Source organism: Candidatus Nitrosopumilus sp., assembly GCF_965263415.1.
Taxonomy (GTDB): Archaea; Thermoproteota; Nitrososphaeria; order Nitrososphaerales; family Nitrosopumilaceae; genus Nitrosopumilus.
The window spans coordinates 1,133,590-1,149,994 of the sequence record NZ_OZ253671.1; the positions used below are offsets into that span (position 1 = coordinate 1,133,590).

Sequence of the window (16,405 nt, forward strand, 5' to 3'; positions counted from 1 at the left end):
TCCCATGAAATTTTTTAGATGTTGTTTTTTATAGAGTTTTCAAAAACGATCGGTTCTTAGAGAACTTTTTTAATGCCTCTCGTAGTTGAATAATGTGATCTGATAGAAATATGGATAGGCCGTTAAAGATCTACTTGGGGGATTTAACATATGATACTGTGGCTATATCTACAGAAGCTACTCCCCTTAATGTTGGATTTATTGCTAGTTATTGTTTAGACAAATTTGGTGATAAAGTTGAAATCACTTTGTTCAAGTATATATCTGATTTAGAAAATGCCCTGATTGATTCACCCCCTGATATTTTAGGCTTGAGTAATTATTGTTGGTCTCATAATGTCAGTTATGAAATGTTTAAACTATTGTCCAAAAAAAATCCTAACTCTATAAAAATATGGGGGGGTCCAAATTTCCCTGTTGATCTTCCATCCCAAAAACAATTTATGAAAAAATTTACCGATATAGATGCATATGTTCCAATTGATGGGGAAATTGGATTTTCAAATCTTGTTGAATTAGTTTTAAAATTAGATTCATTAGAACAAGCAAAAGAAAAAATTATGGAAACTCCTATAGATGGATGTATTACTAGAAATGAAATTGGTGACTTACAATTCTCTATCCCTACTGTTAGAATGAAAAACCTTGATGAAATTCCATCTCCTTATCTTACTGGATTAATGGATAAATTCTTTGACGGTAAACTGGTTCCAATGTTGCAAACTAATCGTGGGTGTCCATTTTTGTGCACATATTGTACTGATGGAAATTCTGCCGTTAACATGGTGAATAAATTTAGTAAAGACCGAACTCAATCTGAAATTAATTACATTGCTAAACATGTACACAAAAATACTCATAGTATGTTTATTAGCGATTTAAATTTTGGAATGATTCCTGGTGATCTTGAAACTTGTAATTTTATTGCAGGTTCTCAAGAAAAATTCAACTATCCTAGTAAAATAATTGCAACAACTGGTAAAAATAGAAAAGAACAGATAATTGAAGCGATTCAACGACTAAATGGTTCTATGGTACTCTACATGTCTGTTCAATCTTTAAATGAAGATGTTTTATCAAACATAAAACGAGATAATATTAGTACCGAAAAAATGCTGCAATTAGCTCCAACCATTGCAAAAAGTGGTTTAAACACTATGGCTGAAGTAATTTTGGGGTTGCCTGGTGAAACATATGAAAATCATATTGAATCTCTGAGAAAACTTGTTGCAACTAAGATGGATGATATTATTGTGCATACTTGCATGCTTTTAGATGGTTCAGAAATGGCTACCCCAGAACAACGAAATAAATGGAAATTTGAAACAAAATTTAGAATTCTCCCAAGGGATTTCACAACTTTGTGTAGTGGAAAAAAAATATGTGAGATTGAAGAAGTTATTGTATCCTCAAAAGATATGTCTTTTGATGAATATGTGCGACTTCGTATGATGGGATTTACATTATGGATGTCCACAAAAGGTGTATTGTATGATTCTCTGATAAAATTTTTACACCAAAATAATGTTGATGTTTTTGAATTGTTCCGTCAAATGGTTGAACGGTTGCCCTGTGCCCCAATAAAAATTCAAAAAATATTTGATCAATTTAAACAATCTACAATTGATGAATTATATGATTCTCCTGATGAAATAATTTCTAATATTCAAGATGACGCTCAATATCAAAATCTTTTAGATGGGAAGGGAGCTATCAATGTTTATCAATATTATCAGGCATTAGTGTTAACAAAATACATGGATGTTTGGACAGATTATCTATTACAAATTTCAAAAGACTTACTTGTTAAAAATGGAATTTTTTCTGAAGAAATACGTAATGAATTTTCTGCTATTAGTGATTATTGTCGTGGTACCTGTTTTAATCCTCTGGGACCTAATCGAATGCAAACAAACCCTGAGTTTGTATTTCAATACGATGTATTTCAATGGCTTTCTGATAAAAATGGTACTTTGCTTTTAAGAGATTACAAATTTGATTCCCCACAAAAAATATTGTTTCATTTAAGTGATGACCAATTTAAAATTATTGGGGACACACTTGAAATGTATAGTGATACAATAATTGGTAAAACCAAAGTTTTGAAAATGATTTCACAACAAACTTTATGGCGACGCCCTAAAATAATTTAATATCAAATACATGCCTAAACGTGCATATTTTTTCAATTTAAATTTCTTAGGGTTTGTGAGAACAAATTAATTTTTAAAACTAATTTTTTTGCTTGTTGTAAAATTAAATACAAATACAATCCCAATTGCAATTATTTGACTTGATGAATAATCTATTTCAATAAAATCAGTTAGCACAAATACTAATATGGAATTAATTATTAATCCAAAAAAATAAAAAATGTTGTATTTTACAAATCTTGTATAAACTGTTTCTGTTTTTATTATCTTTGCAAAAGTCCAGTATTCATTAACAATAAACCCTGTTATTATTGTTATTTCATAAGCAATGATTGATGAAATTACATAATAGATACTCAAATATTCTGTAAAAAATATTGTTAGCAGTAGTAATAGTAATGCGTTTCCAATACCTATAATCATAAATTTAAAAATTTGAGGGTCTTTTAGTGTACTAGATATTGCTTTTTTTATTATGTTTTCGATATTTTTCATACAATGATCCTTTATTGATAATATGAAATATTTTTTTCATACCAACCATATGACTTTTTCAATCCTTTCTCAATAGAATATTTTGGTTTCCAATTTAGAATTTTTTTTGCTTTATTTATGTTGGCATATCCATTCCGTTTAGATTTTTTATCTACTCTATTTACAATTGTAGTTTGTATTTTTTGATTTGAAATTTTTTCTGAAATTTTTATTATATTTTCTACAGAATGTGGTTTCCCAAATCCAATATTGAAAGTTTCTCCATTGATATTTGAAATTTTTGATGCTTTAATCATTACATCTATGACATCATCAATGAATATAAAATCTCGAGCAACCTTAGGTGATGTAATTTTCAATTCTTTTTTGTTTATTATGGATAACATGATATCTGTTATCAATCTCCCTTTTTTTTCAAACCTTCCATACGGTGTAAATAATCTTAACGTTGTTATTGGTAATGATCTAAACTTAAAAAAATAATTGGCCATGTTTGTTTGAGTATTTTTTGTTATTTCGTAAAATGATGATGGTCTTAAACAATCTATTTCTGATAGATTTTTTTTATTTGATTCTCCATATTCGAAAACACTTCCAACATTTATGATTCTTTTTATATTTTGATTACTTAATACTGAAAATAGATTAAATGTTCCAATAATATTAGATTCAAGGATTTTGGACATGTTGTTCTCTGAATGTTGAACCCCGTATGCCGCAATATGAAAAATAATTTCTGGTTTTATTTTATTAATGATTTTTTTCAGTTTTTCTTTTTCACAAAGATCTACCTTGTGAATATTCATTTCTTTTTTGATATCTTTGATCCTCCAAAAATTTGATGACTTTTTTGTTAGTAAATGAATTTCATTATTTGATTTTGCTAGTCTTCTAACTAAATTTGAACCTACAAAACCTGTCCCCCCTGTAATGAGAATTTTTGTCATTTTATCTGGAAAAATTCCAAAAAAGTAAGATATAAGCTATATTCTGACATAACAAAATTTGGAATAGTTATATCATGGACAATAATAATGGGTCTGGTTTGTAAAACTCACCATGTTCTTCTGCAAGCTTGTTCAACTCATCTACAATATTTTTGATTCCTATCTCTTTTGCTGTCTCAAATAATGGCTTTTTCAATCCTAATCCTAATTGAGCTGCTTTTTCAATTTCTTCAATATCGCTTGCACCATTAGTTACAAGCCATGATGCATTGTTTAGAATATTTGCAACAAGTTGAATTGGATTACATTTCTCTGCTAACTCTTCAGATAATGTTACTCTTTCATATTTGTCATCAGAATATTTGTAATACCCCTCACCTGATTTTTGTCCTAGCTTTTTTTCATCAAACATTTTTTCAACTAGTGGGTGTGGGTTGATTACTTTTTTGTCTCTTAGATGCATCTCAACTGTTGCTTTGTGAATTACATCCATGCCTGTAAAGTCTGCTAATTCAAAGATGCCCATAGGAAATCCTAGCTTGAATTTGACTGCTGAATCAATTTCTTCAAGAGTTGCATTTGTTCTGTCTTTGACAAAACATGCTTCATGTACCATTGGAATGAATAGTCTGTTAATGATAAAACCTGGAACATCTTTTCTACATAGAACTGCTTGTTTGTTCACAGACTTTACATAATCTTTAGTTAAATCCGTAATTTCTTGAGATGTTTTTTCACCTGGAATCACTTCTACTAGTTTCATTAGTTGTGGCGGATTAAAGAAATGAATTCCAATGAATTTATCTGATCTTGATGTTGTATTTGCAATCTCTGTAATTGGTAATGTGCTTGTGTTTGATGCAAAGATAACTTTAGGTGCTGCTGCTTCATCAAGTTCTGCGTATACTTTTTTCTTTAAATCCATAATTTCTGGAACTACTTCAATTACCATTTCTGCATCTTTTACTGCTTCTTTTAGATCTACAACTGGTTTGATTCTGCCAAAAATTGCATCTCCTTCTTCTTTTGAAATTTTTTCTTTTGAAACTAGTTTATCTAAACTCCATCGAATTTTTTCCATGGCTTTATCCAAAAATTCTTGTTTGATATCTCTTAGAACAATATTGTATCCTGCTGTGGCTGAAACCTGGGCAATACCGTGCCCCATTACTCCGGAACCCAACACTGTGATGTTTTTTATTGTCATGTTCTTCCCAAAATCACGTATCCTTTATAATGTATTTCAAAATTTTAAGAAAATATGGGTTTGTTCAAACGTAACAAAGACGATGAAAGTAAAACAAAATGTGATACTTGTGGTACAGAACTACATGATCCTGAACGTCTGAAAAGACACATGAAAAAAGCACATGGAAATGTTCCTGCAAAGAAGTTAGATCCTAATGCAGGTGATGGCGGTACTTGGTAGGATGGAACTTAGTTCAGGCCAAAAAGGTGGATTAGTTTTTGGTGGGGCTTTAGTAATAGCAGGACTAGTATTATCTACAATAGTTTTCCCATTTTGGAATTTAATTCGAGACAACATTACTGAAGATGTAGAAATCTTGAGTAATGATAATGGAATATGTTATGTTGAAACTAGTGATGCCATTCCAAAAATAATTGAAGATTGTACCCTGCAACCTGGTGATGTGGTGAATATCACGTATGGTGAAGGTCTGGCATGGGCAACAATTACTGAACCATGATTAATGATTTAATATTAAAAAAAATATGAAATATCATGGATTGTATATTTTGTAAAATTATTGCAAAAGAAATTCCCTGTAAAATTCTTGGAGAAACATCTGCATCAATTTCATTTCTTGATGCCTTTCCTCTAGCAAAAGGACATGTTTTGGTAATCTCAAAGAATCATCATCAAAAAATTCAAGACATGTCTGATGATGAAAATACTGACTTGTTTTCCCTTGTTCATAAGATGGTTGCAAAAGTTGATTCTATTACTGGTGCAACTCTAGTTGCAGTTCATAACGGAAAAGAAGCAGGACAAGAAGTACCACATATTCATGTACATTTGGTTCCAAGATCTTCAGACGATTCAGCATCTGCAATACACAGTATGTTTGATGGTGCCTTGAAATTACCTGAATCTGAATTAGATGAACTTTATGAGAAATTAAAACTCTAAACTAGTAGGGATACATTCTTTCTTTTGTATCTACATCTTCAACAATTATTGCCTTTGTAGGGCAGGTCATTGCTGCATCCATAATCTTGTTTACTCCTGCACCTTTTGGATCAATAACTGATGATTTTGGATTCATCATTCTTTCCTTGTTAATTTCAAAAACATCTGGTGCAATTATTTCACAACTGCAGCAACCAATACACAGACTCTTATCTACATCTACATAGAGATTGGGCTGTTTTTTAGGCTCTTTTGCCTTTTCATATTCTCCATTTCTCCCATCTGAGCGAACTTTGGCATTGTACTCTTCCCAAAAATTCTTTTCATACTCTTTCCAAAAATCAGGATCTCCTTCCTCAAACTCTTTTGTGTATTTCCCCCAATCTTGTTCTGGAATTGTCTCATCATCTGGTGCTCCCCATGGCTTTCTTTTGAAATTTGATTTTGGCTTTGACTGCGATTGTGTATTGTGATAAACATCATTTCTCTGATGGTGATTTTTCTTGAGATACTCGTATGCTTCTGTAATTTTTTTAAACTCTAAATCTTCATTCTTGTTCTTGTTTTTGTCTGGATGGTGCTCTAATGCTTTTTTCCTAAATGCTGATTTTATCTCTTCTTGAGATGAATTGGAATCCACATCTAATACTTTGAGCGCCTGATACGTATTCACTATATTTTTAGAGATTTGCCATATTTTAAAAATAATTTCATATTGTTTTGCGTAGGAATAGTTTATTCTAGTATTATTTCATCATCTACTTTCCATGCTGGCTCTACAATGCATAGAAACCTCAAATTCCCATCCCCTATATTTTTGATATTTTGTTTAGAGTTTGGAGGAACAAATGCTGAATCATCTTTTTCAAGATTCATGATTTCATCATCAATTCTTAGTTCTGCTTTACCTTCTAGGATATAGTAAATTTCAGATGATTTTAACTTGTGAAGTTTTGATTCTTTTCCAGGCTCTAATGTGAATTGTGCAAGACTATACCCTATTCCTTCTAGAGTGTTATGAGGATGGAAAAATTGTTTGATGCTAGTTCCCTCTGCCCCTTGAATTGATTCTATCTCTGAATTTTTTCTCAGTGACATTTTTAGATTATTTCTGTTACCTTTGATTTAAAATCTGATTCCCACCAAACTGTTTTGTATTCAGAATTCTTTTTTGGCAATATGTTTATGGCAATGTGAGAAAATGTCTTTTTCTTATCTGTAGAGCCATGAGTGTGTAATGTTTTTGCTGGAATGTGGACAATATCTCCCTCATTTAGGATAATTTTCTGAGTCTTTTTTATCTTGAAATTATTTTTACTTGTTCCGTATCTTCTAAAAATCTCTAAACTGCCTTTGCCTTTTGTTGCAATTAACACTTGATTTCCATTATGTGCGTGTAGTTTGGTTCTAGAACCTTTTTCAAAATGGACATGGTATATGTCTTGATCTTTTGATTTTATTTTTTCAGATAATACCTTCATCCATGTTTTTGATGTAAACCAATTTGGATTTACATTTCTTTTATCGTTAGTTCCTTGAATGTTTGTTTTTTTCATGATTATATTCGTCCTAAAATTTTCTTTTTCTTTGCTTGGAATTCTTTTTCTGTTATTACTCCTGACTTTCTGAGTTTGCCTAGTTTTTCAAGTGTTGCCAAATCTTCATCTGTACTCGATGTGACGTTTTTTGCAGCAGTAATTCCTTCTGTAATTTTCTTTACTCCTCTTTTTTGTAGTTGGTCTCTTTCTTTTTTTGCCTGACTGCGAAGCTCTTTGCTTGCCTGAGCTGCTTGTTTTGCAGTCATCGTTCCAAATTCTACTGCATCTTCTAGAACCTCATCTGCTCTTTTTACTCCATCTTGAAGCGCTTTGTCTGCTTTTTTTAGAAATTTTTCAATATATCCTGTTTTTTTTGCAGCCATACTTTTTGATTAATCTCAAATCTATTATTCTTTTCCTAACAGAATTGGTTTAATAGATAGAATTGTGTACTTTGTATAGTTTTGAGCAAGACCTATGATGTAAAGACAGTAGTCCTTAGAAAAAATATCGAACTAGAAGATGCAACTGAAATTGTAGAAGAAAAGAAAACAAAACCCTTCAAATCATTACTATCTAGACCAAAAAAAGAACAAGTTCACATTCACTCTATCAAATTATACTATGAGTGCATCTTGATGGTTTCTGGAAAATACATTGCTGATTACTATCGAAAAGCAATTCATACCATTTCTGTTCCCTCTAATGTAAAAGAAGTAGAACTTGGAGATGGTGTATTTCAGATTCGCTCAAAATCTGGATTTGAGAGGGCATTTGTAGGAAAGAGAGGCAAAAACAAGATTGACATGAAATTAGAAGAACATGTGTTTGTTGAAGAAGAAGATGAACTATCTTTTGATCATCATGGGAGAGAGATAAAATTCCCATTCAAAGTAAACTCCAAAACTGTAGAGAACTATCCAAAAAGACTGTTGCAAAAAAATGAGCCTAATGTAAAAAGACCTGAAATGACATATGATGCTGCACTAGAGAAACTTCAATCTCAACTAAAAAAACCACTAGAAACTGATGTAAGAGAATTGTCTGAGGAATTTGTATTGCGTGAAATTATCGAAGTATTTGTTCCAATCTTTGAGGCAAGAGTAATTGGTCCGAAAAAGAAAGTTGGTATTATCAGAATAGATGCAGTACGAAAAAAAATTCTATAATTTTACAATCTTTCTGAATTGATCATTGTTGTGTAATTTTGTAAAAATTGGTTCTTCTTTTGCCCATGCCCTAATTACTTTGGGACTAACTGATACTGCTTTTTTTAATAATTCTAGTGATTCGGGGTACTTTTCAAGTGCTGCCATGCTACGTGATTTTGCATAAACGACATTGACATTGTCTTTATATTTTTTTAAAAGATCATCAAACACATCTATTGCTTTTTTGTGCTGACCTAATTCAGCTAACTGTACTCCTTTTTGGAAAAATGCATCCAAGTTATTTGGATATTTTTTACAAACATTTGAAAAGCAATTCAATGCTTCCTCGTTTCTTTTGAGTTTGCCTAGCACTATTCCCTTGTAGATCATGGCATTTGGTTTTCTTGGATCAAGTGATATTGCTTTTTCTAAAACAGGTAAGGCATCTTCATGTTCTTGAAGCTTGTCTAGTAGAACACCTTTGTTGAAATATGCTGAAGCATATTTAGGGTCTGCTTCAATTGCCTTGTCATAATATTCTGCAGCTTCTTGAATATTTCCAGTTTCAGCCATTGATATTCCTCTGTTGTTGAGGGCTTGAGCATCTTTAGGATCAATTCCTATTAATTTATCAAAACAGGTTATTGCATCTTGATATTTTTTTATCAAGTTTAACGCAAGTCCCTTTTGGAGTAAGGCTTCAGTGTTTTCAGGTTCTTGTTTTAGGACTTTGTTGAATAGTGAAATTGCTGCTTTTGGCTGGTTCTTTTCTAGCATCCCCACTGCGTCATACATCAAATCTTCTGGGTCTTCTTTTTTTCCAAATAATCCCATAATCTCTCACACTCTTTACTCTGCTATCAAATCTTACTGATTATTCAATGATTTGAATTTCTTGATTGCCTCTTTTGCCATGTCTTCTTGAGATTTTGCATCTGTATTAGTTGGATCATCTGTGGCATAGGCTTCTTTTTCTTCCTTTTTCTTTTTCATGATTTTTAAAATGCATTATTTTATAAAAACATGCAAATGAATTCTGATGTTGTCTGAAATTTCTTTTCTATCTGAAAAAGTCTTTGTACACAGATGGCCTCATGACACCCCTCTGTGGGATGATTCAATAAAACAGAAACTTGATGAGACTATCTCCAAAAATGCTGAATCAAAGAAAATTACAGTTTCTGGCAAATCAATTAAAATTCAAAATTTTGAATTTACTCATCTCAAAAAGATTGGAATCTCTGTTCCGTTTTTCAAAGATGAATGCAGGATGATATTTGAATCTCAGTTTGGAGAATTATATGCTCATATCCACATCACTGTAAAATCTCCTGAATACATGGATATTTTTAGCAAACTCAAATCTTGGAAATCTGAATTTTTTCCAAATGACTCTAACAAGTAAATTCTTCAGATGCCTTTACCATTTTCTTGATGTCTTCTTTTGAATGTGCATCGGATATTGCGCCAAGTTTGCCTGGTAAAAAGAAGATTCCATCATGGGCTATCATCTTAAAATGATATTTTGCCAATAATGCCCCGTTGCATTTTGCTGCTTGTGTGGAATTTGTAATCTCTGTAATTCCATCTTGTAAAAAGTGAGTCATAAACAGAGAGCCTTTTCCAGTAACTGCGACTTTATCATCAAATGCTTTTCCTATCTCTTTTCTTGCAAATTTGCCCAAATCATTAATTTTTGTGTAAACTGCTTTTTTTGATTTTAGATGGTTTAGTGTGGAATATCCTGTCACCATTGAGGCTGGATTGGCTGAAAATGTGCCTCCTCCAACATAACTTCGCTCTGATTTTTTCTTGCCAGTAGTATCTGCAAATTCCATGATTTCCTTTTTTCCACACATCACACCAATTGACAATCCTCCTCCAACAATCTTACCTAATGTGACAATATCAGGATCCAATTTCATTGTTGGATAGAGACATCCATATCTGAATCGAAATCCAGTAACAATCTCATCTAATATGAATAAGGAATTATTCTTTTTACAAAACTCTTGAACTCCTTTTAGATAATCTGAATCTGCTGGAATACATCCTCCGCCCCCTAACACTGGCTCTATAATGACTCCTGCCAAATCTTTAGAATATTTTTTCAAAATTGATAATGACTTTTCTAAATCATTGTAAGGAATTGAAACAATCTGTTCTTCATTTACAACCCCTGAACTTTCAGATTCTGAAAATGGCCAGTTTACTGACTTTAGTAAATCTGACGTATATCCATGCCACCCTCCATCAATCTTGGCAATTATTTTTCTTCCAGAAACTGAACGGGCCAATCTTACTGCATACATTGTAGCTTCAGTTCCTGATGTGACATAACGAACCTTCTCAGCTACTGGAACTGCTTTTGAAATTAATTCTGATAACTGTACTGTCTGCTCATTCACTGTTCCATACATCCAAGATTTTTCAATCTGTTTTTGCAAATTTTTCTTAACGTCTTTTGGACCATGTCCTAAAATCAAAGCCCAGTGACCCATCCAATAATCTGTGTATTTGTTTGAATCAACATCAATCAAATTTTTTCCTGCAGATTTTTTAACAACAAATGGATATGGTTCATAAAATCTTATGTTATGAGAAACACCATTGACATGCAACTTTGCAGATTTTGAAAATAGTTTTGCTGAAGTCTTTGTTTTCTTTTTGTATTCTTTAGTATAATTCAAAACCAAATTCACAAAACAATTTCCATCATTTTAACTATTGAAACTGGCATAGTTTGGCATAGTTATCAGGCACAATTTCTAAAAACTGCATAGTTTTGCATAGTTGGAACATTGTAAAAATTACAACAAATGGGGTCGATCAGGCATAATTTCTCGCATGGTTTATATGGATTCTGGCATGTGATGCTTTTGCATACGTAACGCAATAGGCGGCGCTTGTGATGAAGTATGGTATTATGCCATTTTGTGATTCATGGGCCTCCAGTTACGCATACAAAAATGAGGATTTGATCAAGTGATCAATATCTGAGATGTGAAGATTATGTGCATCCGTCAATTCCAATTAAAGTACAAATGTACTTCAATAATCAAAATCAAAAATTCAGAATCCGGTTGATCCTGCCGGACCTGACTGCTATCGGATTGATACTAAGCCATGCGAGTCATTGTAGTAATACAAGGCAGACGGCTCAGTAACGCGTAGTCAACCTACCCTATGGACGGGAATAACCTCGGGAAACTGAGTATAATGCCCGATAGAACACTATACCTGGAATGGTTTGTGTTCCAAATGATTTATCGCCGTAGGATGGGACTGCGGCCTATCAGTTTGTTGGTGAGGTAATGGCCCACCAAGACTATTACAGGTACGGGCTCTGAGAGGAGTAGCCCGGAGATGGGTACTGAGACACGGACCCAGGCCCTATGGGGCGCAGCAGGCGAGAAAACTTTGCAATGTGCGAAAGCACGACAAGGTTAATCCGAGTGGTTTGTGCTAAACGAACCTTTTGACAGTCCTAGAAACACTGTTGAATAAGGGGTGGGCAAGTTCTGGTGTCAGCCGCCGCGGTAAAACCAGCACCTCAAGTGGTCAGGATGATTATTGGGCCTAAAGCATCCGTAGCCGGCTCTGTAAGTTTTCGGTTAAATCTGTATGCTCAACATACAGGCTGCCGGGAATACTGCAGAGCTAGGGAGTGGGAGAGGTAGACGGTACTCGGTAGGAAGGGGTAAAATCCTTTGATCTATTGATGACCACCTGTGGCGAAGGCGGTCTACCAGAACACGTCCGACGGTGAGGGATGAAAGCTGGGGGAGCAAACCGGATTAGATACCCGGGTAGTCCCAGCTGTAAACTATGCAAACTCAGTGATGCATTGGCTTGTGGCCAATGCAGTGCTGCAGGGAAGCCGTTAAGTTTGCCGCCTGGGAAGTACGTACGCAAGTATGAAACTTAAAGGAATTGGCGGGGGAGCACCACAAGGGGTGAAGCCTGCGGTTCAATTGGAGTCAACGCCAGAAATCTTACCCGGAGAGACAGCAGAATGAAGGTCAAGCTGAAGACTTTACCAGACAAGCTGAGAGGTGGTGCATGGCCGTCGCCAGCTCGTGCCGTGAGATGTCCTGTTAAGTCAGGTAACGAGCGAGATCCCTGCCTCTAGTTGCCACCATTACTCTCAGGAGTAGTGGGGCGAATTAGCGGGACCGCCGTAGTTAATACGGAGGAAGGAAGGGGCCACGGCAGGTCAGTATGCCCCGAAACTCTGGGGCCACACGCGGGCTGCAATGGTAACGACAATGGGTTTCGAATCCGAAAGGATGAGGTAATCCTCAAACGTTACCACAGTTATGACTGAGGGCTGCAACTCGCCCTCACGAATATGGAATCCCTAGTAACTGCGTGTCATTATCGCGCGGTGAATACGTCCCTGCTCCTTGCACACACCGCCCGTCGTTTCATTGAAGTGAGCTCTTAGCGAGGTGACGTCTGATTGGCGTTATCGAACTTGGGGTTCGTGACAAGGGAAAAGTCGTAACAAGGTGACCGTAGGGGAACCTGCGGTCGGATCACCTCCTTAGATAAGGAAAGTGTACGGATGCACTAATCTTCACATCAAATCATCGATGCAATGCATCACGAAAGTGGTGTATGAAGGATGTAGCGGGTCCCTGCCAGGGGACTTGCAATGATCGTCGTGCATAGTCGTGTAATATGTGGCTGAATTTGCCGGTGTAAAGACGGTAATAGGTGGATTGCTAGGCTTGAGGAGAGATGAAGGACGTGGCAAGCTGCGATAAGCTCGGGGTAGGCGCACGCATCCTATGATCCCGAGATGTCCGAATGAGAATCTTGCACTTTTGTGCATTCCAGTACACTAGTATTGGAAGTCGAACCGTGGGAATTGAAGCATCTTAGTACCACGTGGAAAAGAAATCAATTGAGATTTCCCAAGTAGAGGCGATCGAAAAGGAAAGAGCCCAAACTGAATCCTTCGGGAGATGTGGTGTTTTGGTATGATAATATGGAATCTTGAAACACAGCTGAAATGTTCTGAAAAGTACTGACATAGAGGGTGATATCCCCGTAAGCGAAATGGGAAGAGTCCTATTCATACCCGAGTAGTTGTCCTTGGTAGTGGGCAATGAATACAGGTGAAAGTAGCATCTGAGGCTAAATATCTCTCAAGACCGATAGTGGACTAGTACCGTGAGGGAAAGCTGAAAAGTACCCCGGAAGGGGGGCGAAAAGTGCATGAAACCTATTACTTACAGACGTGCATGGCATGGAAGGTGATTTTTTCATTTTGGAGATTCTAGCAATAGAGTTGAAGATTTGATGTTCAAGTCATCAGTGTCATGCGTTCCGTCTCGAAACACGGGCCAGGGAGCTAACTGTCATGGCAAGCTTAAATCTGTAAAGATGTAGGCGAAGGGAAACCGAGTTCTCGCAGCATTGTGAGGAGAAGCGTGTGAAAGTGCGTAGAGTCATGGCGGCTAGGCTAGAAGCCAGTCGATCTATTCCTGGGCTAGATGAAGGCGGGCGAAAGCCCGCTGGAGGTCTTAAGACGTTCTGACGTGCAAATCGTTGTTGTGACCTGGGAATAGGGGTCAAAAACCAATCTAGACTGGCGCTCGCTAGTTCCAACCGAAGCGTCTCGCAGGGCGTGCTTTGTGGAGATAGTGTTTCCGGTAGAGCACTGATAGAGCGGCGCGGGGGAGAAATCCCTCACCGCTCATTCAAACTCCGAACGGATATACATCGTAGAAGCAAGGACACGGGTTCATGTGGCGTAAGGCTCATGACCGAAAGGGGTTTAACCCAGACTGAAGTTAAGGTCCCCAAATTTTTGCTAAGTGTCAAGCTAAAGAGCGTGTTCTCGCCAAGACAGCAGGGAGGTAAGCTCAGAAGCAGCTATCCTTTAAAAAGTGTGTAACAACTTACCTGCCGAGGGGGGATGCCTCAAAAACGGACGGGGCTAAAGCAAAGTACCGATACTTTAGATAAACATCAATGGATGTTTCGTGGTAGGTTGGCGTAGTGATTGGGTCGAAGCAGGGCGGTGACGTCCTGTGGACCGGTTTCTATTGCAGATCCTGGCGGCAGTAACAGCATAGTATGGTGAGAATCCATACCACCGTAAGCGCAAGGGTTTCCAGGCAATGCGTTATCAGCCTGGAGGTAGTCGATCCTAAGATGTACCTCAACAGAGTACACCGAATGGGAAACTAGTTAATATTCTAGTACCTTGCATTGAGCGTTTGAGCTATATGGTTCGCTTCCGGATAGGGATTGTACAATCGTCGTTGTATCTAACTATTCGAGAATTGGGGAGTGTCGTAATGACGAGAACCAGTTCGAGGTAGGAATGGCTCCGCGTTAGCGGAGTTTTCTCGATTCCAGGAGACCATGAAAGACTGTGTAGTTAGCAAAATGCAAGCTCGTACCCAGAACCGACACAGGTGCGCTGGCTTAGTAAGCTAAGGTGCTACGGGTATACCGTATGGCGAGGGAATTCGGCAAATTAGTCCTGTAGCTTAGGTATAAGGGATGCCTGCGATCTTCATGAGGAATGGGGACCGCAGGTTGCAATGACAAGGGGGTTTCGACTGTTTAATAAAAACACAGGCGACTGCTAGTCCGAAAGGATTTGTATAGTCGCTGAATCCTGGCCGGTGCCGGTACCTAAAACTTGGGTTCAACCGAGCTAAGGGCCGGTTAACGCCGGGAGTAACTCTGACTCTCTTAAGGTAGCCAAATGCCTTGTCGGGTAAGTTCCGACGCGCATGAATGGAACAACGAGAGCCCCACTGTCCCCGCCTACAACCCGGTGAAGCCACATAAGGTGGACGAACAGTCCATCGCCTTCCATCGGGGAGAGAAGACCCCGTGGAGTTTTACTGCAGCTTGTGCTTGTGGTATAGTAAGAATTGCACAGGGTATCTGGGAGCCATGCTTAACACTCTCCGGGGTGTTGAGAAGCAACGATGTAACACCAGACTCTTTTTGCAGTACCACTTATCCAGTGAAGACCGGAGACACGTGCAGGTGGGCAGTTCGGCTGGGGCGGCACCCCTTTGAAAAGATATCAAAGGGGCCCAAAGTTGAGTTCAAACGGGGCAGAAATCCGTTGAAGAGGGCAAAGCCAAAAACTCGACTGAATGGATTTCCAAACGCACGGAATTCATAGACGAAAGTCTGGCTTAGCGATCCTTCGTGTGCCCACTATTGGGGCCCGGAGGTGACAGAAAAATTACCCCAGGGATAACAGGCTCGTCGCGGGCGAGAGCTCCTATCGACCCCGCGGTTTGGTACCTCGATGTCGGCTTTTCCTATCCTGGTCCTGCAGCAGGGGCCAAGGGTGAGGCTGCTCGCCTATTAAAAGGGAACATGAGCTGGGTTTAGACCGTCGTGAGACAGGTCGGTCTCTGCCTGATGGAAGCGTGAATAACTGAGGGGAAGTTGCTCCGAGTACGAGAGGAACAGAGCAGCGTGGCCACTGGTTTACCGGTTGTCTGACAAGGCAGGCCGGGCAGCTAAGCCGTTTAGGCTAAGTGCTGAAAGCATCTAAGCACGAATCCTATCCCGAGACAAGTTATTCTTTCGTAAGATGAAGGTCGGCAGCAGAAGACTGCGTTGATAGGAAGGTGGTGTAGATCACAAGCTTCGGCGAGTGGTGAGCCAGCCTTTACTAATAGACCAACACATCGGTTCAGCCACTTACATAGAGACTATGCGCGATGAATCATTTTATTCATCAAAGTGAAAAATATACACGACTTGTACGATGATTTTATTTTTAATCACCCTTAGCGAATGCTATACATAATTTTGTGATTTTAAAATCCCTAGTGGAAACTATACACGACTATAATGTGATTTAACCAAATTTTTTCTGAATTGTGGTTTTGTAATTTATTCTTCTAACTCGATATCATTTTGAAATTCTTTTGGTAAACCAATCCACCATTCTTTTTGATTTTCAGACATCAAGAAAACA

Annotated in this window: 16 protein-coding genes and 2 rRNA genes; 8 read left to right on the forward strand and 10 right to left on the reverse strand. The window is 37.2% G+C overall.

The genetic code is table 11. The features are described 5' to 3' along the window. The first annotated feature begins 110 nt into the window (after positions 1-110). The gene (locus ACQY22_RS07170; protein WP_428324013.1) at positions 111-2,153 is read left to right on the forward strand and encodes a B12-binding domain-containing radical SAM protein; all 2,043 of its coding nucleotides are present in this window, start codon (positions 111-113) and stop codon (positions 2,151-2,153) included. Between the two features lie 66 nt (positions 2,154-2,219). Here ACQY22_RS07170 and ACQY22_RS07175 read toward each other — a convergent pair whose 3' ends face one another. The 3 genes from ACQY22_RS07175 to ACQY22_RS07185 form a co-directional block, all read right to left on the reverse strand. Next, the gene (locus tag ACQY22_RS07175) at positions 2,220-2,648 is read right to left on the reverse strand and encodes a GtrA family protein (protein ID WP_428324014.1); all 429 of its coding nucleotides are present in this window, start codon (positions 2,646-2,648) and stop codon (positions 2,220-2,222) included. Positions 2,649-2,659: 11 nt separating this feature from the next. Next, complete coding sequence (locus ACQY22_RS07180) at positions 2,660-3,595, reverse strand: NAD-dependent epimerase/dehydratase family protein (protein WP_428324015.1); 936 nt, start codon at positions 3,593-3,595, stop codon at positions 2,660-2,662. 67 nt (positions 3,596-3,662) lie between these two features. After that, positions 3,663-4,802, reverse strand: coding sequence for a 3-hydroxyacyl-CoA dehydrogenase NAD-binding domain-containing protein (locus tag ACQY22_RS07185; protein ID WP_428324016.1), 1,140 nt, complete (start codon positions 4,800-4,802; stop codon positions 3,663-3,665). Positions 4,803-4,856: 54 nt separating this feature from the next. Here ACQY22_RS07185 and ACQY22_RS07190 point away from each other — a divergent pair, with 54 nt between their 5' ends. Genes ACQY22_RS07190 through ACQY22_RS07200 form a run of 3 tightly spaced genes read left to right on the forward strand, consistent with a single transcriptional unit; the run spans position 4,857 to position 5,747 of the window. Beyond that, complete coding sequence (locus tag ACQY22_RS07190; RefSeq protein WP_428324017.1) at positions 4,857-5,024, forward strand: hypothetical protein; 168 nt, start codon at positions 4,857-4,859, stop codon at positions 5,022-5,024. Between the two features lies 1 nt (position 5,025). Next, a complete protein-coding gene (locus tag ACQY22_RS07195; RefSeq protein WP_428324018.1) occupies positions 5,026-5,304 on the forward strand; it encodes a hypothetical protein in 279 nt (92 codons plus the stop codon). Between the two features lie 35 nt (positions 5,305-5,339). Continuing rightward, entirely contained in the window at positions 5,340-5,747 is a 408-nt protein-coding gene (locus ACQY22_RS07200; RefSeq protein WP_428324019.1) for an HIT family protein, read from the forward strand. 1 nt (position 5,748) lies between these two features. On the opposite strand, the gene ACQY22_RS07205 is transcribed toward ACQY22_RS07200, so the two are convergent. From ACQY22_RS07205 to ACQY22_RS07220, 4 genes are all read right to left on the reverse strand, one after another. After that, the gene (locus ACQY22_RS07205; protein WP_428324020.1) at positions 5,749-6,420 is read right to left on the reverse strand and encodes a DnaJ domain-containing protein; all 672 of its coding nucleotides are present in this window, start codon (positions 6,418-6,420) and stop codon (positions 5,749-5,751) included. A 62-nt stretch (positions 6,421-6,482) separates the two neighbouring features. After that, the gene (locus ACQY22_RS07210; RefSeq protein ID WP_428324021.1) at positions 6,483-6,845 is read right to left on the reverse strand and encodes a cupin domain-containing protein; all 363 of its coding nucleotides are present in this window, start codon (positions 6,843-6,845) and stop codon (positions 6,483-6,485) included. A 2-nt stretch (positions 6,846-6,847) separates the two neighbouring features. Beyond that, positions 6,848-7,303: a cupin domain-containing protein gene (locus tag ACQY22_RS07215; protein ID WP_428324022.1), complete on the reverse strand. Its 456-nt coding sequence runs from the start codon at positions 7,301-7,303 to the stop codon at positions 6,848-6,850. Between the two features lie 2 nt (positions 7,304-7,305). Beyond that, on the reverse strand, positions 7,306-7,668 hold the full coding sequence (locus tag ACQY22_RS07220) for an SHOCT domain-containing protein (protein WP_428324023.1): 363 nt from the start codon (positions 7,666-7,668) through the stop codon (positions 7,306-7,308). An 81-nt stretch (positions 7,669-7,749) separates the two neighbouring features. On the opposite strand from ACQY22_RS07220, the gene ACQY22_RS07225 reads away from it, so the two are divergent. Continuing rightward, the gene (locus ACQY22_RS07225) at positions 7,750-8,454 is read left to right on the forward strand and encodes a hypothetical protein (RefSeq protein ID WP_428324024.1); all 705 of its coding nucleotides are present in this window, start codon (positions 7,750-7,752) and stop codon (positions 8,452-8,454) included. Here ACQY22_RS07225 and ACQY22_RS07230 read toward each other — a convergent pair. Then, entirely contained in the window at positions 8,449-9,270 is an 822-nt protein-coding gene (locus tag ACQY22_RS07230; RefSeq protein WP_428324025.1) for a tetratricopeptide repeat protein, read from the reverse strand. The two genes, ACQY22_RS07225 and ACQY22_RS07230, sit on opposite strands and share 6 nt — an antisense overlap. A gap of 33 nt (positions 9,271-9,303) precedes the next feature. Continuing rightward, a complete protein-coding gene (locus ACQY22_RS07235) occupies positions 9,304-9,429 on the reverse strand; it encodes a hypothetical protein (RefSeq protein WP_428324026.1) in 126 nt (41 codons plus the stop codon). A 46-nt stretch (positions 9,430-9,475) separates the two neighbouring features. Here ACQY22_RS07235 and ACQY22_RS07240 point away from each other — a divergent pair, with 46 nt between their 5' ends. Continuing rightward, complete coding sequence (locus ACQY22_RS07240) at positions 9,476-9,841, forward strand: hypothetical protein (RefSeq protein WP_428324027.1); 366 nt, start codon at positions 9,476-9,478, stop codon at positions 9,839-9,841. Here ACQY22_RS07240 and ACQY22_RS07245 read toward each other — a convergent pair. After that, positions 9,831-11,132: an aspartate aminotransferase family protein gene (locus tag ACQY22_RS07245; RefSeq protein WP_428324028.1), complete on the reverse strand. Its 1,302-nt coding sequence runs from the start codon at positions 11,130-11,132 to the stop codon at positions 9,831-9,833. The genes ACQY22_RS07240 and ACQY22_RS07245 overlap by 11 nt on opposite strands. A 380-nt stretch (positions 11,133-11,512) precedes the next feature. Here ACQY22_RS07245 and ACQY22_RS07250 point away from each other — a divergent pair. Continuing rightward, positions 11,513-12,983, forward strand: a 16S ribosomal RNA gene (locus ACQY22_RS07250). 147 nt (positions 12,984-13,130) lie between these two features. After that, positions 13,131-16,120, forward strand: a 23S ribosomal RNA gene (locus ACQY22_RS07255). Together the 16S and 23S rRNA genes form the textbook arrangement of a ribosomal RNA operon. The last annotated feature ends 285 nt before the right edge of the window (positions 16,121-16,405 follow it).

Bases quoted from the DNA above. Each gene is read 5' to 3' on its own strand.
- ACQY22_RS07170 (WP_428324013.1), top strand. From the start codon at position 111: ATGGATAGGCCGTTAAAGATCTACTTGGGGGATTTAACATATGATACT.
- ACQY22_RS07175 (WP_428324014.1), bottom strand. From the start codon at position 2,648: ATGAAAAATATCGAAAACATAATAAAAAAAGCAATATCTAGTACACTA.
- ACQY22_RS07180 (WP_428324015.1), bottom strand. From the start codon at position 3,595: ATGACAAAAATTCTCATTACAGGGGGGACAGGTTTTGTAGGTTCAAAT.
- ACQY22_RS07185 (WP_428324016.1), bottom strand. From the start codon at position 4,802: ATGACAATAAAAAACATCACAGTGTTGGGTTCCGGAGTAATGGGGCAC.
- ACQY22_RS07190 (WP_428324017.1), top strand. From the start codon at position 4,857: ATGGGTTTGTTCAAACGTAACAAAGACGATGAAAGTAAAACAAAATGT.
- ACQY22_RS07195 (WP_428324018.1), top strand. From the start codon at position 5,026: ATGGAACTTAGTTCAGGCCAAAAAGGTGGATTAGTTTTTGGTGGGGCT.
- ACQY22_RS07200 (WP_428324019.1), top strand. From the start codon at position 5,340: ATGGATTGTATATTTTGTAAAATTATTGCAAAAGAAATTCCCTGTAAA.
- ACQY22_RS07210 (WP_428324021.1), bottom strand. From the start codon at position 6,845: ATGTCACTGAGAAAAAATTCAGAGATAGAATCAATTCAAGGGGCAGAG.
- ACQY22_RS07215 (WP_428324022.1), bottom strand. From the start codon at position 7,303: ATGAAAAAAACAAACATTCAAGGAACTAACGATAAAAGAAATGTAAAT.
- ACQY22_RS07220 (WP_428324023.1), bottom strand. From the start codon at position 7,668: ATGGCTGCAAAAAAAACAGGATATATTGAAAAATTTCTAAAAAAAGCA.
- ACQY22_RS07230 (WP_428324025.1), bottom strand. From the start codon at position 9,270: ATGGGATTATTTGGAAAAAAAGAAGACCCAGAAGATTTGATGTATGAC.
- ACQY22_RS07235 (WP_428324026.1), bottom strand. From the start codon at position 9,429: ATGAAAAAGAAAAAGGAAGAAAAAGAAGCCTATGCCACAGATGATCCA.
- ACQY22_RS07240 (WP_428324027.1), top strand. From the start codon at position 9,476: ATGTTGTCTGAAATTTCTTTTCTATCTGAAAAAGTCTTTGTACACAGA.